At 69.0% G+C, this 19568-nt stretch carries 22 protein-coding genes; 14 read left to right on the forward strand and 8 right to left on the reverse strand.

The window, feature by feature from the left end:
• Window positions 1-20: 20 nt before the first annotated feature.
• Genes P8627_RS05610 through P8627_RS05635 form a run of 6 tightly spaced genes read left to right on the forward strand, consistent with a single transcriptional unit; the run spans window position 21 to window position 5500 of the window.
• Window positions 21-758: a transporter substrate-binding domain-containing protein gene (locus tag P8627_RS05610; RefSeq protein ID WP_279966673.1), complete on the forward strand. Its 738-nt coding sequence runs from the start codon at window positions 21-23 to the stop codon at window positions 756-758.
• Between the two features lie 39 nt (window positions 759-797).
• Entirely contained in the window at window positions 798-1616 is an 819-nt protein-coding gene (locus P8627_RS05615; RefSeq protein WP_279966674.1) for an alpha/beta fold hydrolase, read from the forward strand.
• On the forward strand, window positions 1616-2518 hold the full coding sequence (locus P8627_RS05620; protein ID WP_279966675.1) for an ABC transporter permease: 903 nt from the start codon (window positions 1616-1618) through the stop codon (window positions 2516-2518). Before P8627_RS05615 ends, P8627_RS05620 begins: the two co-directional genes overlap by 1 nt.
• Window positions 2515-3321 (forward strand): ABC transporter permease, encoded by an 807-nt coding sequence (locus P8627_RS05625; RefSeq protein ID WP_279966676.1) that lies wholly within the window; start codon window positions 2515-2517, stop codon window positions 3319-3321. Before P8627_RS05620 ends, P8627_RS05625 begins: the two co-directional genes overlap by 4 nt.
• Entirely contained in the window at window positions 3318-4667 is a 1350-nt protein-coding gene (locus P8627_RS05630) for a glutamine synthetase family protein (RefSeq protein ID WP_279966677.1), read from the forward strand. Before P8627_RS05625 ends, P8627_RS05630 begins: the two co-directional genes overlap by 4 nt.
• Window positions 4664-5500, forward strand: a complete 837-nt coding sequence (locus P8627_RS05635; protein WP_279966679.1) for an EamA family transporter — start codon at window positions 4664-4666, stop codon at window positions 5498-5500. Before P8627_RS05630 ends, P8627_RS05635 begins: the two co-directional genes overlap by 4 nt.
• A 4-nt stretch (window positions 5501-5504) precedes the next feature.
• On the opposite strand, the gene P8627_RS05640 is transcribed toward P8627_RS05635, so the two are convergent.
• Window positions 5505-5939, reverse strand: a complete 435-nt coding sequence (locus tag P8627_RS05640) for a CAP domain-containing protein (RefSeq protein WP_279966681.1) — start codon at window positions 5937-5939, stop codon at window positions 5505-5507.
• Between the two features lie 88 nt (window positions 5940-6027).
• Between P8627_RS05640 and P8627_RS05645 the strand changes: the two genes are divergently transcribed.
• From P8627_RS05645 to P8627_RS05655, 3 genes are read left to right on the forward strand one after another with little or no spacing between them, the layout of a single operon-like run.
• Window positions 6028-6717, forward strand: a complete 690-nt coding sequence (locus P8627_RS05645) for a type 1 glutamine amidotransferase (protein ID WP_279966682.1) — start codon at window positions 6028-6030, stop codon at window positions 6715-6717.
• Window positions 6710-8065 (forward strand): glutamine synthetase family protein, encoded by a 1356-nt coding sequence (locus tag P8627_RS05650; protein ID WP_279966683.1) that lies wholly within the window; start codon window positions 6710-6712, stop codon window positions 8063-8065. The genes P8627_RS05645 and P8627_RS05650 overlap by 8 nt, the downstream gene beginning before the upstream one ends.
• The gene (locus P8627_RS05655; protein WP_279966684.1) at window positions 8062-9357 is read left to right on the forward strand and encodes an NAD(P)/FAD-dependent oxidoreductase; all 1296 of its coding nucleotides are present in this window, start codon (window positions 8062-8064) and stop codon (window positions 9355-9357) included. Before P8627_RS05650 ends, P8627_RS05655 begins: the two co-directional genes overlap by 4 nt.
• A 768-nt stretch (window positions 9358-10125) precedes the next feature.
• Here P8627_RS05655 and P8627_RS05660 read toward each other — a convergent pair.
• A complete protein-coding gene (locus tag P8627_RS05660; protein WP_279966685.1) occupies window positions 10126-10725 on the reverse strand; it encodes a DUF6338 family protein in 600 nt (199 codons plus the stop codon).
• On the reverse strand, window positions 10718-11620 hold the full coding sequence (gene thyX / locus P8627_RS05665; RefSeq protein ID WP_279966686.1) for an FAD-dependent thymidylate synthase: 903 nt from the start codon (window positions 11618-11620) through the stop codon (window positions 10718-10720). Before thyX ends, P8627_RS05660 begins: the two co-directional genes overlap by 8 nt.
• 142 nt (window positions 11621-11762) lie before the next feature.
• Here thyX and P8627_RS05670 point away from each other — a divergent pair, with 142 nt between their 5' ends.
• The 3 genes from P8627_RS05670 (at window position 11763) to P8627_RS05680 (ending at window position 13332) form a co-directional block, all read left to right on the forward strand.
• Window positions 11763-12197: a VOC family protein gene (locus P8627_RS05670; protein ID WP_279966687.1), complete on the forward strand. Its 435-nt coding sequence runs from the start codon at window positions 11763-11765 to the stop codon at window positions 12195-12197.
• An 86-nt stretch (window positions 12198-12283) separates the two neighbouring features.
• A complete protein-coding gene (locus P8627_RS05675) occupies window positions 12284-12757 on the forward strand; it encodes a Flp family type IVb pilin (RefSeq protein ID WP_279966688.1) in 474 nt (157 codons plus the stop codon).
• A gap of 77 nt (window positions 12758-12834) precedes the next feature.
• On the forward strand, window positions 12835-13332 hold the full coding sequence (locus P8627_RS05680) for a Flp family type IVb pilin (RefSeq protein ID WP_279967545.1): 498 nt from the start codon (window positions 12835-12837) through the stop codon (window positions 13330-13332).
• 3 nt (window positions 13333-13335) lie between these two features.
• On the opposite strand, the gene P8627_RS05685 is transcribed toward P8627_RS05680, so the two are convergent.
• Window positions 13336-13692, reverse strand: a complete 357-nt coding sequence (locus tag P8627_RS05685) for an Mth938-like domain-containing protein (RefSeq protein WP_279966689.1) — start codon at window positions 13690-13692, stop codon at window positions 13336-13338.
• Window positions 13693-13866: 174 nt separating this feature from the next.
• Between P8627_RS05685 and P8627_RS05690 the strand changes: the two genes are divergently transcribed.
• Window positions 13867-14370 (forward strand): hypothetical protein, encoded by a 504-nt coding sequence (locus P8627_RS05690; RefSeq protein WP_279966690.1) that lies wholly within the window; start codon window positions 13867-13869, stop codon window positions 14368-14370.
• 37 nt (window positions 14371-14407) lie between these two features.
• Here P8627_RS05690 and P8627_RS05695 read toward each other — a convergent pair whose 3' ends face one another.
• From P8627_RS05695 to yajC, 4 genes are read right to left on the reverse strand one after another with little or no spacing between them, the layout of a single operon-like run.
• Window positions 14408-15154 carry a TSUP family transporter gene (locus P8627_RS05695; protein ID WP_279966691.1) on the reverse strand — a complete coding sequence of 249 codons (747 nt, stop codon included), beginning with the start codon at window positions 15152-15154 and terminating at the stop codon, window positions 14408-14410.
• Between the two features lie 4 nt (window positions 15155-15158).
• Complete coding sequence (gene secF, locus P8627_RS05700; RefSeq protein ID WP_279966692.1) at window positions 15159-16124, reverse strand: protein translocase subunit SecF; 966 nt, start codon at window positions 16122-16124, stop codon at window positions 15159-15161.
• A 1-nt stretch (window position 16125) separates the two neighbouring features.
• Window positions 16126-17790 carry a protein translocase subunit SecD gene (gene secD / locus P8627_RS05705; RefSeq protein WP_279966693.1) on the reverse strand — a complete coding sequence of 555 codons (1665 nt, stop codon included), beginning with the start codon at window positions 17788-17790 and terminating at the stop codon, window positions 16126-16128.
• Window positions 17791-17793: 3 nt separating this feature from the next.
• The gene (gene yajC / locus P8627_RS05710) at window positions 17794-18114 is read right to left on the reverse strand and encodes a preprotein translocase subunit YajC (RefSeq protein WP_279966694.1); all 321 of its coding nucleotides are present in this window, start codon (window positions 18112-18114) and stop codon (window positions 17794-17796) included.
• Window positions 18115-18274: 160 nt separating this feature from the next.
• Here yajC and serS point away from each other — a divergent pair, with 160 nt between their 5' ends.
• Window positions 18275-19567 carry a serine--tRNA ligase gene (serS, locus tag P8627_RS05715; protein ID WP_279966695.1) on the forward strand — a complete coding sequence of 431 codons (1293 nt, stop codon included), beginning with the start codon at window positions 18275-18277 and terminating at the stop codon, window positions 19565-19567.
• Window position 19568: the final 1 nt, after the last annotated feature.

The raw sequence follows: 19568 nt of genomic DNA on the forward strand, positions 1-19568 counted from the left end.
ACAACACGGAGAGACCAGAAATGAAACTGATCCTGACCGCCGCCGCCGCGCTCGCCCTGACCGGCACCGCCGCGCTGGCCGACGCCCATGCCCAGACCATCCGCATGGGCACCGAGGGCGCCTACGCCCCCTACAACTTCCTCAACGACGCGGGCGAGGTCGACGGCTTCGAGATCGAGCTGGGCAACGAGCTCTGCGCCCGGGCCGAGCTGACCTGCGAATGGGTCACCAACGAATGGGACTCGATCATCCCGAACCTGACCTCGGGCAACTACGACACCATCATGGCCGGCATGTCGATCACCGACGAGCGCGACGAGGTGATCGACTTCACCCAGAACTACTTCCCGCCCGCCGCCTCCGCCTATGTCGCCATGTCCGAGGATGCCGACCTCGAGGGCGGCGTGATCGCCGCGCAGACCAACACGATCCAGGCCGGCTTCGTGGCCGAGTCGGGCGCGACGCTGCTGGAATTTGCCACCTATGACGAGACCATCGCCGCGGTCCGCAACGGCGAGGCCGACGCGGTCTTCGCCGACAAGGACGCGCTGCTGCCCACGGTCGAGGAGTCGGCAGGCGAGCTGATGGTCGTGGGCGATGACGTGCCGCTGGGCGGCGGCGTCGGCATGGGCCTGCGCGAGAGCGACACCGAGCTCAAGGAAACCTTCGACGCCATCATCACCGAGATGAAGGCAGACGGCTCGCTCAACGCGCTGATCGTCAAGTGGTTCGGCGACGACGCCAAGGTCTACGAATAAGCGCGCCGGGGTGGCCCGCCAGGGCCGCCCCCATCCGCCATGTGGACCCTCGACGAGACATACGAGACCTCCGCCGGGACCGTCCGCGCGGGTCGCGCGGGCGAGGGTTCGCCGCTGCTTCTGGCCCATGGCTGGCCGTGGTCGTCCTTCGCGTGGCACCGCGTGATCCCCGCACTGGCCGCACGGCACCGGGTGCATTGGTACGACATGCCCGGCTTCGGCGGGTCCCAGATGGACGGGCCGCGGCCCGCGGCGCTGGACGTGCAGGGCGAAATCCTGGGCGAGATGCTCGACCATCTCGGCCTGGCCGCGCCGCGCATCGTCGCACATGATTTCGGCGGCGCGGTCGCCCTGCGCGCCCACCTGCTGCATGGCCGCGACTACGCCCGGCTCGTGCTGATGAACGTGGTGGCGATGCGGCCGTGGGGATCGGAATTCTTCGACCATGTCGGCCGGCACGTCGCGGCCTTCGCAGGCCTGCCTGCGCATATCCACGCGGCGGTGGTGGACGCCTATATCGGCGGCGCCCTCGTTCGCGACCTCTTGGAGGACGACCGCGCGGGGCTCGTGCGGCCCTGGCTGGACGAGCGCGGCAAGGCCGCCTTCTACGCGCAGTTCGCCCTGGCCGACGAGCGGTTCACGGCCGAGATCGAACCCGACTTCGACAAGCTGCGCTGTTCGTCGGCGGTCCTCTGGGGCTCGGAAGACCCCTGGATCCCGATCGATCGGGGCGCGGCGCTGGCGGACCGGATGGGCGTCCCCCTCCGCCGGCTTGAGGGGCTGGGCCACTTGCCGCAGCTCGAAGATCCGGGCCGGGTTTCCGAGGCCCTGCTCGACGCGCTCGAGGCCGCGGCCTGATGTTCACCTTCTGCACCGACCCCGAGGCCCTCGACGGGCTCGCCTGGCTGGCCTGCTACCTGACCACGGGCAAGCACATGGCCTTCTACGGCGCCTTCGCGACCGTGCTGGTGCTGCTCGCGGTCACCGCGCCCGCCGCGCTGGCCTTCGGGCTGGGCGGCGCGATGGCCGCGCGCTCGGCCGTCCCGCCGCTGCGCTGGCTGGGCAAGGGCTACATCGCCGTGGTCCGCGGCGTCCCCGACATCGCCTTCTTCCTGTTTTTCGTGATCGCGCTCGACCAGGGCTTCGAATGGCTGCGCCACCAGGTGAAATGCCCCGACTGGCCCGACCCGGTCCGGCAGGGCACCGACTTCCTGGTCTGCGACGCGGCCAAGCTGCCCCTGGGCAACAGCCCGCAATGGGTGCACGAGATTTACGGCTTCGCGCTGGCCGTGCTGACCTTCGCGATCGTCTTCGGCGCCTTCGCGGCCAGCGTCCTCTACGGGGCGATGCGCGCCGTCCCTCGCGCCCAGGTCGAGACGGCCGAGGCCTATGGCATGAGCCGCCGCCAGGCCTTCCGCCGCGTGGTCCTGCCGCAGATGTGGAGCTACGCGCTGCCCGGTCTCGGCAATCTCTGGATGGTGCTCATCAAGGCCACGCCGCTTCTGTTCCTGCTGGGGGTCGAGGATATCGTCTACTGGGCGCGCGAGCTGGGCGCGGCCAAGACGCCGCGCTTTTCGGACTACCCGCATGGCGACTGGCGGATCTGGTACTTCCTCGCGCTCCTGGTCTTCTACCTCGGCTTCACCCGCGTCTCCGAGATCGCGATCGAGCGGCTGACCCGCCGGCTCAACCGCGGCCAAGCCACCGCCGCGGGCGAATCCATGCGCCGCGCCGAGATGCCGGGCGGGCCCGCCGCATGAGCTGCGCCGCGACCATCGCCGATTACGCGCTGCGCGCGGTGGGCATCGGCGAGCGGCTCCTGCCGCGCTCGGACTTCACGCTCTGCCAGCAATTCACGCTGATCGGTTCGGGGCTGATCTGGAATGTCTATTTCGGGATCGTCGCGCTGCTCACGGGCTTCGCGCTGGCGACCCTCGTGGCCATCGGCAAGGCCTCGGACCGGCGGCTGGCGCGCAAGCCCGCGGAATGGTTCGTCTTCGTCTTCCGCGGCTCGCCGCTCTTCATCCAGTTCTTCTTCGCCTATTTCGCCTTCCTCGCGCTCAAGCAGGTGGCCCCCTGGACCGAGGCGCTGTCCTCGGCCTGGGCGGGCGCGCTGGTGGTGCTGTTTCTCAACACCGCCGCCTATTCGGGCGAGATCTTCTACGGCGCGCTGCGCTCGGTGCCCAAGGGCGACCAGGAGGCGGCGGAGGCCTATGGCATCACCGGCTGGACCAAGTTCCGGCGCATCGACTGGCCCACCATGCTGCGGCTGGCCTGGCCCGCCTACACCAACGAGGCGATCTTCCTGTTCCACGCCACGACGCTCGTGTTCTTCACCGGCTTTCCCGCGCGCCAGCAGCAGGGCGACGCGCTCTATTACGCCAACTACTTCGCCGACAAGACCTTCAACCCCTTCGTCCCCTACCCGATCCTCGCGGGCTATTTCATCCTGCTGACACTGGCCATCATCGGGGCGATGGGGCTGATCGGGCGGCGCCTGAACCGCCACCTGCCGGGCGACGTGGCGCGGCGACCGCGCTTCCTCGGGCAGGTCATGCGATGAGCGACGACAGCGAGTCCGGCTGGCTGCACGGCCATCCCGAGGTCGGGTCGGTGCGCGTCGCCGCCTGCGACCTGAACGGCCAGGCGCGGGGCAAGCGCTATCCGCGCCGCTTCGCCCACAAGCTGGAGGCCGAGGGGACGCGCTTTCCCTTCTCGATCCTCAATCTCGACATCTGGGGCGAGGATATCGAGGACAGCCCGCTGGTCTTCGACAGCGGCGATGCCGACGGCATCCTGAAACCGACCGAGCGGGGCTTCGTGCCGATGCCCTGGCTCTCGACACCCACCGCGCTCCTGCCGGTCTGGATGTATCACGAGGACGGCCGCCCCTTCGCCGGCGACCCGCGCCACGCGCTGGCCGCGGTGCTCGCCCGCTTCCGCCGCCACGGGCTGACCCCGGTCGTCGCCACCGAGATGGAGTTCTACCTCGTCGACGACAGCACCCGGCAGCTGCGCGTTCCGGCCTCGCCGCGCTCGGGCAAGCGCCGGCCGGGGGCCGAGACGCTGTCGATGCGCGCGCTCGACGCCTTCGACATCTTCTTCACCGAGCTCTACGACGCCGCCGAGGCGATGGACATTCCCGCCAACACCGCGATCAGCGAGGCGGGCATCGGCCAGTTCGAGATCGACCTCAGCCACCAGCCCGACGCGCTGAAGGCCGCCGACGATGCCTGGCTCTTCAAACTGCTCCTGCGCGGTCTGGCCCGCAAGCACGGCTTCGCGGCCAGCTTCATGGCCAAGCCCTATCCCGATTACGCGGGTAACGGGATGCATGTGCATTTCTCGGTGCTGGACGAGGACGGCGCCAACATCTTCGACGACGGCACCCGCGAGGGCGCGCCGGCGCTGCGCCACGCCGTGGCCGGGCTGCTGGCCGCGGCGCCCGCCGCGACGCTGGTCTTCGCGCCGCATCTCAACAGCTATGACCGGCTGGTGCCCGGCGCCCACGCGCCCACCGGCCTGGCCTGGGCCTATGAGAACCGCACCGCCGCTATCCGCATCCCCTCGGGCCCGCATGCCGCCCGCCGGATCGAGCACCGCATCTCGGGCGGCGACGCCAATCCCTACCTGCTGCTCGCCACCATCCTCGCCGCCGCGCTGCAGGGGATCGAGGACGGGGCCGAGCCGCCCGCCCCGATCGCCGGCAATGCCTACGCGATGGACCTGCCGCAGATCCCCGCCACCTGGCCCGAAGCTGTCGACCGCTTCGCCACCGACCACTGGACCCCGCGCCTGCTGCCCCGCCCGCTGATCGAGAACCTGGTCCTGACCAAGCGCCAGGAGATCCGCGACATCGAGGAGCTGACCGCCGACGAGCGCATGGATCTCTACCTGGACACGGTATGAGCACGACCGTCCTGCTGGCCGTGCTCGGCGCGGCGCTGCTGCATGCCAGCTGGAACGTCGTGGTGAAGGCCGGCGTCTCGAAGGTCGGCGGCATCGCGATGATGACCGTAGTGCAGGGGATCGCGGGGGGCGTGGTGATCCTCGCCTCGCCCTGGCCCGCCGCCGCCGTCTGGCCCTGGCTCGTCGCCTCGGGCGTCTTCCACGCGGGCTACAAGCTGTTCCTCGCCTTCGCCTACGAGCACGGTGATCTCAGCCGCGTCTACCCGATCGCGCGGGGCGCGGCCCCGATGATCGTGCTCCTCGTCGGGCCGCTGATCCTGACCGACGCGCTCAGCCCGCAGGAGGTGCTGGGCATCGTCGTGCTGGGCTGCGGCATCGCCACCATGGCCGCCGGCGCGCTCCGCGCCCGCGAAGCGCGGCGGCTCATTCCCTACGCGCTGGGCTCGGCGGCGATGACCGCGGGCTACACCATCGTCGACGGCTCGGGCGCGCGGGTCGCGGCCTCGGCGGCGCAATATGTCGGCTGGCTGTTCTTCCTCGACATGCTGATCTTCACGCCGCTGATGGTCGCGCTGCGCGGCCGTGCGATCTTCCCCGGCACGCTGCGCGCCTGGGCGCCCGGCGCGCTGGCGGCGCTGCTGTCCTACCTCGCCTACGCCGTCGCCGTCTGGGCGATGACCGAGGCGCCCATCGCGCTGGTGGGCGCGCTGCGCGAGACCTCGATCCTCTTCGCGGTGCTTCTGGGCTGGCTCCTGCTTGGCGAACGCGTCGACCGCTGGAAGGCCATCGCGGCCGTCCTGATCGTCGCCGGCGTGGCGCTGACCCGGCTCTGACCCCTCAACAGCGCGCCGCCAGAACCAGCGCCCAATAGGGCCGCCCATCGGCCGTCTTCGCCAGCGCCAGCCCGCCATGCGTCGCCCGCCGGTCCAGGATGTTGCGGCGATGCCCCGGCGAGCGCATCCAGCCCGCCGTCACCTCGGCCAGGTCGCGCTGGCCCCAGGCCACGTTCTCGGCGGCGAAACAGGCGCCGAACCCCGCGCCCCGGATGCGCGGCAGCACGCCCCGCCCGCGCGGGCCCGCATGGCTGAGCTGCCCGGTCTGCGCCATATGCACCGCCTGCGTCTCGGCCGCGCGGGTCAGCGCCGCGTCCTCGGCCAGCGCCGGCAGGCCCGCCGCGCCGCGCTGCGCGTTCACCGCGTCCAGGACCCCCGCCCCGGCCGGCCCCGCCAGCCCCGCAGCCAACATCGCCGCCAGCACCCGCATCCGTCGCATCGTCTCTCCTCCTGCCGCCGCGGACCCGCTTGCGGGCCGCTCGCCCCGGGCCTAGCGTCGCCGCCACGAAGCCACCTGAAGGCACCCCATGAAAATCGGCATCCTCATGGCCGGGCATACCAGCGCCGAGATCGCGGCGCGGCACGGCGATTTCGACGCCATGTTCCGTCGCCTCCTCGACGGTCATGGCTTCACCTTCGAGACATGGGATGTCGAGGGGATGGATTTCCCCGACGCGCCGTCGGCGGCGGATGGCTGGCTGGTGAGCGGCTCGAAGCACGGCGCCTACGAGGATCACGCCTTCATCCCGCCGCTCGAAGCCTTCATCCGCGACGTCCATGCCGCCCGGGTGCCGCTGGCCGGCATCTGCTTCGGCCACCAGATCGTCGCGCAGGCGCTGGGCGGGGCGGTGGTCAAGCATCCGGACGGCTGGGCGCTGGGCCACAGCCGCTACGCCCTGCCCGGCGGCGAAGAGATCGCGCTCAACGCCTGGCACCAGGACCAGGTCGTGGCGCTGCCGCCCGGCGCGCGGGTGCTGGCGTCGAACGCCTTCTGCCCGGTCGCCGCCATGGCCGTGGGCGACCACGTGCTGACCGTGCAGGCGCATCCCGAATTCTCCAATGCCGTGCTCGACGATTACGTCCGCACGCGGCGCGGCACCGGCAGCTATCCCGAGGACCGGATGGACGCCGCCGCCGATACCAGCCGCCCGATCGACGACGCCCGCCTGGGCCGGGCGATCGCGGATTTCTTCAAGACCGGGGTGCCCCATGTCTGACTGGCTCGCACAGACCTCCGACCACGCCCGCGCCTTCCTCGAAGGCCGCCGCCTGGACGAGGTGGAATGCATCATCGCCGACCTGTCGGGCATCGCCCGCGGCAAGGCGATGCCGGCGGCGAAATTCGCCAAGCAGCGGCATTTCTACCTGCCCAGCTCGATCTTCCAGCAGACCATCACCGGTGACTGGGCCGAGGATGGCGATGCCGCCTTCCTCGAGCCGGACATGATCCTGCGGCCCGATTTCGCGACCGCCTGCGCCGCGCCCTGGACGGCCGATTGGACGATGCAGGTGATCCACGACATGTTCGACCAGTCCGGCGACCCGGTGCCCACCGCGCCGCGCAACGTGCTCAAGCGCGTGGTCGCGCTCTACGAGGCGCGGGGCTGGAAGCCGGTTGTCGCGCCCGAAATGGAATTCTACCTCGTGGCGCGCAACGTCGATCCCGCTCAGCCGGTGCAGCCGCCGATGGGCCGCTCGGGGCGGCGCGCGGCGGCGCGGCAGGCCTATTCGATGAGCGCGGTCGACGAATACGGCAAGGTCATCGACGACATCTACGATTTCGCCGAGGCCATGGGGCTCGAGATCGACGGCATCCTGCAAGAGGGCGGCTCGGGCCAGGTCGAGATGAACCTGCGCCACGGCGACCCGGTCAAGCTCGCCGACGAGATCTTCTACTTCAAGCGCATGATCCGCGAGGCGGCGCTGCGCTCGGATTGCTACGCCACCTTCATGGCGAAGCCCATCCAGGACGAGCCGGGCTCGGCCATGCATATCCACCACTCGGTCGTCGACCTGCAGACGGGGCGCAACATCTTCGACGGCGGCGACGGGACCGAGACACCGGAATTCCTGCATTTCGTGGGCGGCATGCAGACGCATCTGCCCTCGGTCATCGCGCTGCTCGCGCCCTACGTGAACTCCTACCGGCGCTACGTCCGCGACTTCGCGGCGCCCATCAACCTCGAATGGGGCCGCGACAACCGCACCACGGGGCTGCGCGTCCCGGTCTCGGACCCCGACGCCAAGCGCATCGAGAACCGGATCGCGGGCATGGATTGCAACCCCTATCTGGGCATCGCCGCCTCGCTGGCCTGCGGCTATCTGGGCCTCGTGAACCGCATCGACCCCGCGCCGCAATTCACCGGCGACGCCTATGACAGCGCCGAGGGCATCCCCCGCGACCTGTCCACCGCGCTCGACCTCTTCGAGGCCGCGACCGAGATGCACGAGGTGCTGCATCCGCATTTCGCGACCGTCTACACCGCGGTGAAGCGGCTGGAATACGGCGCCTTCCTGCAGGTCATCTCGCCCTGGGAGCGCGAGCATCTCCTCCTGAACGTGTGACGGATTTGCGCGCCTTCGGCACGTCCTGGCTCCATGCCAATGGCGACCGCGGCACCTGGCCCGCCACCTGGTGGGCCGAGGGGCTGGACCTGCCCGCGCCGCTCCCGCCGCTCGACGGCGCCGCGCAGGCCGATCTCTGCGTCGTGGGCGGCGGCATCACCGGGCTCTCGGCGGCGCTGCACGCGGCGCGGGCGGGGATGTCGGTCATCCTGCTCGAGGCGCAGCGCGTGGGCTGGGGCGCCTCGGGGCGCAATGGCGGCCAGGTCGGCACCGGGCTCAACTGGGACCAGCCGCGGCTGGAGGCCAAGCTCGGTCCCGCCCGCGCTCGCGCCGTCTGGGACCTGACCGAGGCCGCCCGCCGCCTCACCCGGGAGCTGGCCGGACAGGCCGGCACCGAATGGCACCCCGGCATCCTCCACGCCTGCCGCAGCCAGACCGCCCTCGACGCCGCCACCCGCACCGCCGCGCGGATGGCGCGCGACTATGGCACCGCGACCGAGACGCTGGACCGCGCCGACCTCCAGGCCCGGATCGGCACAAGCGCCTATGCCGGCGGCGTGCTCGACCCCGCGGCCGGCTGGATCAACCCGCTGGCCTATACGCTCGGCCTCGCCCGCGCCTGCTTGGCCGCCGGCGTCCGCATCCACGAGGGCGCCGAGGTCCACCGCGTCGGCCCCCCCGTCGCCACCGCCCGGGGCCGCGTCACCGCGCGCTTCGTGCTCCACGCCACCAACGGCTACGGCACGCATCTGGGCACGAAGGCCGCCGCCCGCGTGCTGCCCATCAACAACTACATCGCCGTGACCGAGCCGCTCGCCCGCCCGCCCATGGCCGACCCCGTCGCCGTGGCCGACGACCGCTTCGTGGTGAACTATTTCCGCCAGACCCCGGACGGCCGCCTGCTCTATGGCGGGGGCGAGAGCTACGGCCGCCGCTTCCCCGCCGACATCGCCGCCCGCGTCCGCGCCAACCTCGCCCGCACCTACCCGGAGCTCGCCGACGTCCGCTTCACCCATGCTTGGGGCGGCACGCTGGCGGTGACGGCGACGCGCCTGCCCTGGCTGGCCGAGACCGCGCCGGGCCGCTTCGCCGCGGGGGGCTATTCGGGCCACGGGCTGGCGCTGGCGGGGCTCGCGGGCCAGCTGGTGGTCGAGGCGATGCGGGGCGAGCGCGCCCGCTTCGACAAGCTGGCCGCCCTGCCGGTCCCCGCGCTGCCAGGCGGGCGGCTCTTCGGAGGCCTCATGGCGCAGGCGGGGATGGTCTTCGGCGCGCTGAAGGACCGATTGGGGTGAGCCGCCCGCCGAGGCCGGGCCCGCGACGGTCCGGGGACCGGCACCGCACCATGACCGCGGCGCGCTTTATCCCCGCACTCCCGCAGGACCGCGCCGCAGGATGCGATAGTCGCAGGAATGTCGGCCCGAGGGCCCGCCGGGCCAGCGGCCATATCGCGTTCAGCCGACCCGCCGAGGCCGGGCCAGCGCCGGTCCGGGGGTCGGCGCCACACCACCGCCGTTGCGCGCTTTATCCCCGCACCCCCGCACGACCGCGCCGCGTTATGCCACCGTCGCAAGAGCGCCGGCCCGAGGGCCGGACCGGCGCTGGCCCGGCGGGGCTGCGCCCCGCGCATCGGGCCCGGTGGAGAGGCGATGGGCGCAAAGCGTCCCTACGTCTTGCTAATTAACTCGAGCTCTCAGCCATTTCGACACGGATCCTGCGGCTTTGGCGGGCCACTCCCTTAAGGCGAGACGCGCGGGTGCGGGCCCGTTTGAAATGGAACCGAATGAAAAAGATGCCAGCAAGCTGAGCCAGCCCCGCTGAACGCGGCGGATTTACTAGCCGCGTTTGGATCTGGGCAATATATCTTCGGCGGCCTCAGGCTTTATCCTTTCGACTTTGAAGATTCCGCACTTCCAGGTTTTGGCGGGTTGGAAGGTCCTTGGGCTGTTTCCGCAGATGCTGGGGGCTTATATCCGTTTTGCGCGATGCCGGTCGCCTGATAACCTTTTTCGGTCGAAATAGATGGCTTGTAGCCCTCGGGGAGGAAGGTGGATTTCTTCGGATTATCCTTTGACATCCTGATTATCCTTGATTATTTCAATAGAGCGAATATCGACCTCCGATATCCACACTGATCTTTTCCTACCATCCTTTTCTACTGGCTGAAAGTCCCTTGTTCGAACATCTTCAATGAAGATATCTCGCCGCGAAAGATCAGAGGACGCCAGTGAATCGCCACCCCAGACGCCGTAAAAGACGCCCCCAGAGTGTAGATTTACGACAACCCAGTATTCGCCGACCCGTCCTCCGAAAGCGTGATCCCAACCAGTAGGTGTATGGTGAACAAGATTTAATCCAAACCACCCAAGCGCTGACCTAAGCCAGTTCTTTTGTGACATAAAGCCAAGAAGCAAGCCAAGACCCAGCGGCCCAATGAGTAGAAAAATCAATAGCGAGAAGTAACCTTCGCCGCCGCTGCTCTTGTATATCGGAAAAGCCAGCGCATAGTAAATTGACGAAACCATCAGATATTCCAACGAGCCGGACGCGACCCCCTTAATCCGGCCTGTCAAGAATTGGCTCCGCCCGAAGAGTAGCAGAAATCCTGGACTTAACAGCGCGACTGCCAGTATCGCATGCTCTAGACTTGCGAGTTCAAGCATCCACCACCCCCATAAACTCCCGCCACTCCCCCTTGCTCATGCCCGACGTCTCCTGCGTCACCTCCTCGCCCTTGAGCATCCGGCGGACGCACTCGACCCCCTTCGCCGAGAGCTGCGCCCCGCCCAGCCGGTAATCCTCGAAGGCCTGGTAGGCGAGCGGCACCCAGTCGGCGACGATCTTGCACATCGCCTCCGCATAGACGCGGATCTCCATCTGGGCGTGGGCGTCGGCCCGGAGCCGCAGGAAGTGGAACAGGTTGTGCAGGTCCACCTTCCAGTACCATTGCGTGTAGATATTGGCGGGCAGGTTCATCCGCGCCAGCTCGCGCGCCAAGCCCTGCTGGCCCTCCTGCGAAATCATCGCCTCGTAATGGTCGTAGGCGCGGGTCGAATCCTCGCGCAGCCAGTCCAGCACGCGCGCCGCCTCCTCGCCCGTCAGCGCCTCGCCCCGGCCCTGGTTGTTCGTCACCGATTGCGCGGCGAGGTCGTCTTCGGCGGGGATGTAGAACTCCCGGTCGAGGATCGAGTAGCGGGCCGAATACTCGTTCACATTCGCCGTCCGGTGGCGGATCCATTGCCGCGCCACGAAGACCGGCAGCTTCACGTGCAGCTTGATCTCGCACATCTCGAAGGGCGTCGAGTGCCAGTGCCGCATCAGGTAGCGGATCAGCCCCTCGTCGTTCGACACGGCCTTGGTGCCGCGTCCGTAGCTCACCCGCGCGGCCTGCGTGATCGCGGCGTCGTCGCCCATGTAGTCGATGACCCGGACGAAGCCGTGATCCAGCACCTCGTGGGCGCGGTAGAGATGCGCCTCCATCCCCTCGGACACCGCGCGCAGCGTCGGCTGCGGATCGGCCCGCGCCGCCTCGATCTCGGCCTTCTGTTCCGGTGTCATGCCCGCCCCTTCCGTCGATTCTGCGGGCAGGCTAGCGGTCCCCGTGGCGGACGCAACCGGACACGCTATGTCAAAACATGTCGGACACGGATCACCCGTGGATCACCCGCAGATCATACGTCGAATTTCGAAGGAAAACCGCATGGGCATCGAATATCTCCACACCATGGTCCGCGTGAAGGACCTCGAGAAATCCAAGGCCTTCTACGAGATGCTGGGCCTCGTCGAACGCCGCCGCTCGGAGAACGAGAAGGGCCGTTTCACCCTCGTCTTCATGTGCCCCCCCGACCAGGCCGACGGCCGCGCCGATGTCGAACTGACCTACAATTGGGACGGCGACGACGCCCTGCCCGACGACAGCCGCCATTTCGGCCACCTGGCCTATCGTGTTGATGACATTTACGAAATCTGCGCCAAGCTGCAGGATGCCGGGGTCACGATCAACCGCCCGCCGCGCGACGGGCACATGGCCTTCGTGCGCTCGCCCGACAACATCTCGGTCGAGCTTCTGCAGAAGGGCGACGCCAAGCCCCCGCAGGAGCCCTGGGCCTCGATGGAGAATACCGGCCACTGGTAAGGCCCCGATTCCGCCGCATTCCCATCATCATGGCGCCGGCATGGCGGGCGATCCTGCCTCCGATGACCCATCGAAGGCCCCCCGCCATGCCCCCCCTCACCCGTTTCCTCGAAGACGAAACCGGCGCGATATCCGTCGAATACGCCGTGCTCTGCGCGCTGACGGCGGGGCTGGGCGTCGCGATGATGGCCGGGCTCAAGGCCGGCACGGCGGATGCGGGCTCGGATATCGCGGCCAACTCGAAATACTCCGCCCAGATCGTGCAGCCCCCGGTGCGGACCATCTACGACCAGGGGTTCATGTCGGGCGCCTATGACGCGATGGGCGTGCTCAGCGAGGAGGAGCTCGCCGTGCTGACGGCCTGGTTCGACGACCTGACGACCACGGTCGCGGCAGATCCGGGCGCCTACGGCACCGAGACGATCCAGGCCATGCACGACGTCAACACCGCGCTGGACCTGAGCTGGAGCGACATGAATCTCGACCGCCCGACCGACGCGACCTGGACGCAGGAGCAGTTGAACGCGCTGCCCGGCGGGACCGATTTCCTGACCTACTGACGGCCGCCGGCCACGCCTCAATTCCGCCCCCTTGACCCGGTAGACCACTCCTAACGATTTTGAGAATGAGGCCCGCCATGTTTTCCGCCAAATTCCTTCGCGACGAGCAAGGCGCGGTCACTGTCGACTGGGTGGTCCTGACCGCCGCGATGGTCGCGCTAGGGCTGGCCGTCATGGCGACCGTCTCGCGCGGCGTGCAGGCGACGGTCACCGATATCGACGCCAACATGAACGCCCCCTCGGTCATCACCCGGATGAACCATGGCTTCGGCTACGCGGCGCACAATCAGCGGGTCTTCAACGGGCTTCTGACGGACATGGCCGGCATGCCCGATGACGATCTCGACCAGGTGGCCGCCTATTTCAACGCCGTGGCCGAGGCCGATCTGAGCGGCGCCGATGACGACACCCTGGGCCAGCTCGCCGATTTCAACGCGGCGATCGACATGGCTTATGTGGATGGCGGACGCACGCGGCCGACCGAGACGCAATATGACGAGGCCGAACTGGCGCGCATCTCCACCGAGATGGGCTACGACCAGGGCGGGGTGGTACAGATCGCCTCGGCCGACTGAGGTCTAGCCCACCGGCAGGACCGCGGCGGCGACGCGGCGGCCCTCGCCCACCAGCACGTTATACGTCCGGCAAGCGGCGGGGGTGTTCATCACCTCCAGCCCGAGGCCCGCTTCCTCGACCGCGGCGCGCAGGTCGCCCGGCACGTGGGCGATCTCGGCGCCGGTGCCGACCAGCACGAAATCCACTCGCCCGGCGAGCCGCGTGAGCGCCTCCGCGTCGCGATAGCCGTCCCAGCCCGCGATCCCGCCGGCATGCAGGACCAGCGCGCCCTCGACCACCTCGCCGCCCACACGGAAGAAGCCGGGCCCGTAGCCGTCGAAGGGCCGGGCGTCGTCGAAATTGGTTTCGGAGATATCCATGATCCGCCTCCTGTGCAGGGATCGTTCCCAGACTAGGGGTCGGAAGGCCGGTTTGCAGGGGGCGGGTGCCAAAAAAATGCCCGAAAGCCATGTTGCGATTGTTCGCAGGTTCGAGGACGGGGTTCACCAGCGATACGACATGACTTCATCGGCGCCGAGGACGGCGCCGTCACCGTGGACTGGGTCGTCCTGACGGCGGCGCTGGTCGGGCTGGGGCTGGCCGTGATGGGCGTTGTATCGAAAGGCGTGCAGAGTCAGGCACAGGCCGTCGAGACGCAGATCACGTCGCAGGGCATCCCGACGACCTTCGCCGAGTTCGCGCTGATGCGGCCCTTCTCCTACACGCCGCACGATCAGGCGCTGTTCGACATGTTCCATTCCGACCTGTCGACCTTGTCGGACGAAGAGCTGGATCAGATGAATGCTTATCAGAACTGGCTGTTTAGCGACGCCCTCCGCGACGCCGAAGAAAGAGGTCTTGTCCTTGATGAATCGGATCTGCAGCCTTCCGAAGATCTGTTTGGGTCGCTGGACACCATCTACCACGAGCGTGGCCGCGTTCGCGACGCCGAGGATCAGAGCTACGATGCCGCTGTCGTAAGCGGCGCGAGCGACGCGCTTGGCGGGGGACATTACGTCGATCCGAGCCTCTTTGGACAGACCCTTACGCTCAATTGACGGCCCGAACGGCGCGGTCGTTGCAATACTCGCCGGGTCACACCGGCAGCCCCAGCACGACCGCTCCCGCCACCACCGCGTAGGCGAGCCCGCGGTAGACGCGCTCCGCCCCCGGGCGGAACAGGGCCTGCCCGACCAGCGTCGCCCCGGCATAGACCGGCAGCAGGATCAGGCCGATCCAGAAGACCGGCAACGTCAGCACGCCCTGCCACCAGAGGGTGGGCAGGATCAGGAGCGTCACGGTCGTCAGGAACAGCGCCATGTTGGCGCGCATCCGCGCGGCCGCGGCGCCGCCCGCCAGCGTCACCAGGATGACGACCGGCCCGAGCAACCCCGTCGCCCCGCCCATCAGCCCCGCCGTCGCGCCGAGGCCCAGCCGCGGCAGCGCGCGGTCCGAAAGGGTGATGCGCCAGCCCGCCATCACGGCGGCCAGCGTGGCCGCCACGATGCCGCAGATCGCCCAGCGCAGCGGCGCCTCGGGCAGGCGGGTCAGCAGCGCCACACCCAGCGGCATGGTCAGCGTCGCGGCCAGGATCATGAAGCCCGTGGCCGCACGATCCGCCACCGGCCAGACGCGCGGCAGGATCGTCACGACCGAGCCCGAGGCCATCACCGCGAAGCTGGCCAGCGCCACGCCGGGATCCGTCAGCGCGGCGGCGACGGGGATGAAGATCAGCGCCGCGCCGAAGCCCGCGAAGCCGTAGACCAGCCCCGCGGCCGCGCCGCAGGCCAGGAGCCCCGCGAAACCGGGCAGGGCCAGCGCGGCGGCCAGCCCGTCCCACATGGCCTCAGGCGTCCACGTCGGCGAATTGGGTGCCCGCGGCGCCCGGCTTCTTCGGGTCGCGGTCCACGCCCAGCATCAGCACGACGTTCTTGGCCACATAGACCGAGGAATAGGTGCCCACCAGAACGCCCCAGAAGATCGCGAAGACGAAGCCCCGGATCACGTCGCCGCCCAGGATCATCAGTGCCAGCAGCGCCAGCAGCGTCGTGCCGGAGGTCATCAGCGTCCGGCTGAGCGTCTCGTTGACCGAGCGGTTCATCACGTCGATCAGCGGCGTCTTCTTGAACTTGATCAGGTTCTCGCGCAGCCGGTCGAAGATCACGACCGTGTCGTTGATCGAGTAGCCGATGATCGTCAGGATCGCCGCGATCGTCGCCAGGTCGAAGCGGATCTGGAGCGCCGAGAATACCCCGACGGTCAGCACCACGTCGTGGATCAGCGCGGCGATGGCGCCCACCGAGAACTGCCATTCGAAGCGCAGCCAGATGTAGAACAGGATCGCCACCAGCGAGGCCGAGACGGCCAGCAGCGCCGTGGTGATCAGCTCGCCCGAGACCTTGGGCCCGACGGATTCGACCGACGGGAAGGTGATCGAGGGATCGACCGTCTGCAGCGCGGCCTCGACGGCGGCGATGGTCTCGGGGGTGACGGCCTCGGCGCCGTCCTGCGCCTGGATGCGGACCTGAGCGACGTTGCGGCCTTCCTCGAAGGTCGGGTCGAAGACCTCGGTGATGGTCACGTCGCCCAGGCCCAGCGGCGCGATGGCGTCGCGATAGGCGCCCACATCCACCGATTGCGTGCTCTCGGTCCGGATCGTCGTGCCGCCGAGAAAGTCGATGCCGAAATTCAGCCCGACGATAAGCCAGATCGCGATGGAGGCCAGCATGGCCACGACCGAGGCGCCAAAGGTGTAGCGGCGCCATTGCATGAAGTCCCAGTTGGTCTCGTCGGGAACCAGTTTAAGGCGCATGTCAGACCTCGATCGTCTTGGGGCGGCGGCGTTCGAACCACAAAACGATCAACAGCCGCGTCACGAAGATCGCGGTGAAGACCGAGGTGAGGATGCCGATGCCCAGCGTGACCGCGAAGCCCCGCACCGGGCCCGAGCCGAGCGTGAACAGGATCACCGCGATGATGAAGGTGGTGATGTTGGCGTCGACGATGGCCGAGAGCGCGCGCTCGTAGCCCAGCTCGATGGCGCGGGCCGGGCCGCGCGCGGTCTTCAACTCCTCGCGGATGCGCTCGAAGACCAGCACGTTGGCGTCGACGGCCATGCCGATGGTCAGCACGATGCCGGCGATGCCCGGAAGGGTCAGCGTGCCGCCGATCAGGCTGAGCACGCCGAAGATCAGCGCGACATTCATGCCCAGCGCGATGGTGGCGAAGATGCCGAACAGCCCGTAGGCGGCGACCATGAAGACCACGACGGCCGCCATCGCGACCAGCGAGGCGACCTGGCCCGCGTCGATGCTGTCTTGTCCCAGCTCGGGGCCGATGGTGCGCTCCTCGAGGAAGGTCATCTCGGCCGGCAACGCGCCCGCGCGCAGCAGGATCGACAGGCGATTGGCCTCCTCCACGTCGAAATTGCCGGTGATCTGGCCCGAGCCGCCGGTGATCGCCTGGCGGATCACAGGGGCGGTCACGACCTCCTCGTCCAGCACGATGGCGAAGGGGGCGCCGACGTTCTGCGAGGTGTATTCGCCGAAGGCCCGCGCGCCCGCCGGGTTGAAGCGGAAGGTGACCGCGGGCAGCCCGTTCTGGTCGAAGGCCGGCTGGCTGTCGACGAGGTCGTCGCCGGTCACGACGGGCGTGCGCTCCAGCAGGTAGAAGGTCCCGTCCTCGTCCATCGAGGGGTGCAGAAGCTGGTCGGGATCGACATCCGCATCGGCGCTTGCCGCGCGGGTGACGACCGGGTGGAAGGTCAGCCGCGCGGTGGTGCCGATCAGCTCCTTGAGTTCCTGCGCCGAGCCGATGCCCGGCACCTGGATCAGGATGCGGTCGGAGCCCTGGCGCTGGATCGTGGGTTCGCGCGTGCCGGCCTCGTCGACGCGGCGGCGGATGATCTCGAGGCTCTGCTGCATGGTGCGGTCGTCGGTCGCCGCCCGCTCGCCTTCCGACAGGGTGACGGTGACGGTGTCGCCCGCGCCGCGCACGTCGATATCGGATTGGCCGACGCCCGAGATCGAGACGATGGGCTGCGCCAGGTCGCGCACGGCGGCGATGGCGGTCTGGAGGCCTTCGGGGCGCGAGATGCGCACCCGGAGCTCACCCGGCGGCGCGTCCTGGCGGCGGATGGTGCCGACCTCGGCGCGCACCTCGCGCAGCGCGTCGCGCACCTCGGGCCAGTAGCCGTCGAGCCGCGCCTCGTAGACGTCGCCCAGCTGCACCTCGGCCAGCAGATGCGCCCCGCCCCGCAGGTCGAGGCCCAGATTGACGAGGCCCGAGGGCAGGATGTCGGGCCAGAGCGCGAGATCGGCCTCCAGCGCATCGGTCGGCATCGCGCCGCGCTCGATCGCGGTGGCGGCGTCGTTGTGGCGCTCGACGCGGTTGTAGAACAGGTTCGGCAGCGCCAGCGACAGGCCCGCCAGGCAGACCAGCGCGATGCCCAGCCGCTTCCAGAGCGCGATCTGCAGCATGGCTCAGGCCGCCGGTTCGGTCTTCGACAGCACCGTGGCGATGGTGGACTTCACGACGCGGACCTTCACGCCCTCGGCGATCTCCACCTCGACCTCGCCCTCTTCCAGAAGCTTGGTGACCTTGCCGACGATCCCGCCCTGCGTGATCACCCGGTCGCCGCGGCGCAGCGCCTCGACCATGGCCTTGTGTTCCTTCAGCTTCTTCTGCTGCGGACGGATCAGGAGGAAATACATGATCGCGAAGATCAGGATCAGCGGAATGAAGGAACCGAGACCCGCGGCGGCACCGCCGGCGGATTGGGCATAGGCGGGGGTTGCGAACATGTCTGCTCCCTTGGGTGTGGACCGGGGTCGTGTCGCCCCGTCTGCAAAAGTCGCGGCAACCTACTGACGGCATCTGGGGGGCGCAAGCGGGCCGCGCAAGCACTGGTCCCACCCGCGGCGCTGTGGCATCTGGCAGCGCAAGAGACCGTCGGAGGGCCCCATGCACGACATCAAGCTGATCCGCGACGACCCGGAGGGGTTCGATGCCGCGCTGGCGCGGCGGGGGCTGGCGCCGATGGCGGCCGATCTGCTGGCGCTGGACGAGGCGCGGCGGGCCACGATCACCGCCTCCGAGGCCGCGCTGGCCGATCGCAACGCCGCCTCCAAGCTGGTGGGCGCCGCCAAGGCGAAGGGCGACGAGGCGGAGTTCGAGCGTCTGCGCGGGCTGGTGGCCGAGAAGAAGGCCGAGATCGCGAGCCTGGAGGAAGAGGCCCGCGCCCGCGACGCCGCCCTGCGCGACGCGCTGCTGGAGATTCCGAACCTGCCCGATGCGGACGTGCCAGACGGCGCGGACGAGGAGGACAACGTGGAGATCGCCCGCTGGGGCGCGCCGCGGGAGATGGGTTTTGTGCCGAAGGAGCATTTCGAGATCGCGGGCGTGAAACCGGGCATGGATTTCGAGACCGCCGCCAAGCTCTCGGGCGCGCGCTTCGTCCTCTTGCGCGGCGCGGTCGCGCGCATCCACCGCGCGCTGGCGCAGTTCATGCTGGAGATCCACACCGAGGAGAACGGCCTGACCGAGCATATGACGCCGGTCATGGTGCGCGACGACGCGATGCTGGGCACCGACAAGCTGCCCAAGTTCGGCGATGACAGCTTCCGGACGCGCGAGGGCTACTGGCTGATCCCCACCTCCGAGGTCACGCTGACCTATTCGGTGGCGGGCGAGGTGCTGGAGGCGGCGCAGCTTCCCCGCCGGATGGTCGCGCACACGCTCTGCTTCCGGTCCGAGGCGGGCAGCGCGGGGCGCGACACGGCCGGAATGCTGCGCCAGCACCAGTTCGAAAAGGTCGAGATGGTGTCGATCACCCATCCCGATCACAGCCGGGCCGAACTCGACCGGATGACCGGGCTGGCGCAGGGCATCCTGGAACGGCTGGACCTGCCCTACCGCACGGTCGTGCTCTGCACCGGCGACATGGGCTTCGGCGCGCGGCGCACGCATGACATCGAGGTCTGGCTTCCCGGCCAGGGCACCTACCGCGAGATCTCGTCCTGCTCGACCACGGGCGATTTCCAGGCGCGGCGGATGAATGCCCGCTTCCGGCCCGCGGGCGGCGGCAAGCCGGAATTCGTCCACACGCTCAACGGCTCGGGCCTCGCCGTCGGGCGCTGCCTGATCGCGGTGCTGGAAAACGGCCAGCAGGCGGATGGCTCGGTCGCGATGCCCGCGGCGCTGGTGCCGTTTCTCGGCGGCAAGACCACGCTCACGGCCGAGGGCGTCTTGGTCTGAG

The organism is Jannaschia sp. GRR-S6-38 (genome assembly GCF_029853695.1).
GTDB lineage: Bacteria > Pseudomonadota > Alphaproteobacteria > Rhodobacterales > Rhodobacteraceae > Jannaschia > Jannaschia ovalis.

What these genes read in the sequence shown, in the direction of transcription:
- P8627_RS05670 (WP_279966687.1), top strand. Translation starts at nt 11,763, where the DNA reads ATGGGCATCGAATATCTCCACACCATGGTCCGCGTGAAGGACCTCGAG.
- P8627_RS05635 (WP_279966679.1), top strand. Translation starts at nt 4,664, where the DNA reads ATGAGCACGACCGTCCTGCTGGCCGTGCTCGGCGCGGCGCTGCTGCAT.
- P8627_RS05640 (WP_279966681.1), bottom strand. Translation starts at nt 5,939, where the DNA reads ATGCGACGGATGCGGGTGCTGGCGGCGATGTTGGCTGCGGGGCTGGCG.
- P8627_RS05620 (WP_279966675.1), top strand. Translation starts at nt 1,616, where the DNA reads ATGTTCACCTTCTGCACCGACCCCGAGGCCCTCGACGGGCTCGCCTGG.
- P8627_RS05610 (WP_279966673.1), top strand. Translation starts at nt 21, where the DNA reads ATGAAACTGATCCTGACCGCCGCCGCCGCGCTCGCCCTGACCGGCACC.
- P8627_RS05695 (WP_279966691.1), bottom strand. Translation starts at nt 15,154, where the DNA reads ATGTGGGACGGGCTGGCCGCCGCGCTGGCCCTGCCCGGTTTCGCGGGG.
- P8627_RS05645 (WP_279966682.1), top strand. Translation starts at nt 6,028, where the DNA reads ATGAAAATCGGCATCCTCATGGCCGGGCATACCAGCGCCGAGATCGCG.
- P8627_RS05685 (WP_279966689.1), bottom strand. Translation starts at nt 13,692, where the DNA reads ATGGATATCTCCGAAACCAATTTCGACGACGCCCGGCCCTTCGACGGC.
- P8627_RS05660 (WP_279966685.1), bottom strand. Translation starts at nt 10,725, where the DNA reads ATGCTTGAACTCGCAAGTCTAGAGCATGCGATACTGGCAGTCGCGCTG.
- yajC (WP_279966694.1), bottom strand. Translation starts at nt 18,114, where the DNA reads ATGTTCGCAACCCCCGCCTATGCCCAATCCGCCGGCGGTGCCGCCGCG.
- P8627_RS05630 (WP_279966677.1), top strand. Translation starts at nt 3,318, where the DNA reads ATGAGCGACGACAGCGAGTCCGGCTGGCTGCACGGCCATCCCGAGGTC.
- P8627_RS05615 (WP_279966674.1), top strand. Translation starts at nt 798, where the DNA reads ATGTGGACCCTCGACGAGACATACGAGACCTCCGCCGGGACCGTCCGC.
- P8627_RS05625 (WP_279966676.1), top strand. Translation starts at nt 2,515, where the DNA reads ATGAGCTGCGCCGCGACCATCGCCGATTACGCGCTGCGCGCGGTGGGC.
- P8627_RS05675 (WP_279966688.1), top strand. Translation starts at nt 12,284, where the DNA reads ATGCCCCCCCTCACCCGTTTCCTCGAAGACGAAACCGGCGCGATATCC.
- P8627_RS05650 (WP_279966683.1), top strand. Translation starts at nt 6,710, where the DNA reads ATGTCTGACTGGCTCGCACAGACCTCCGACCACGCCCGCGCCTTCCTC.
- secD (WP_279966693.1), bottom strand. Translation starts at nt 17,790, where the DNA reads ATGCTGCAGATCGCGCTCTGGAAGCGGCTGGGCATCGCGCTGGTCTGC.
- thyX (WP_279966686.1), bottom strand. Translation starts at nt 11,620, where the DNA reads ATGACACCGGAACAGAAGGCCGAGATCGAGGCGGCGCGGGCCGATCCG.
- P8627_RS05680 (WP_279967545.1), top strand. Translation starts at nt 12,835, where the DNA reads ATGTTTTCCGCCAAATTCCTTCGCGACGAGCAAGGCGCGGTCACTGTC.
- serS (WP_279966695.1), top strand. Translation starts at nt 18,275, where the DNA reads ATGCACGACATCAAGCTGATCCGCGACGACCCGGAGGGGTTCGATGCC.
- secF (WP_279966692.1), bottom strand. Translation starts at nt 16,124, where the DNA reads ATGCGCCTTAAACTGGTTCCCGACGAGACCAACTGGGACTTCATGCAA.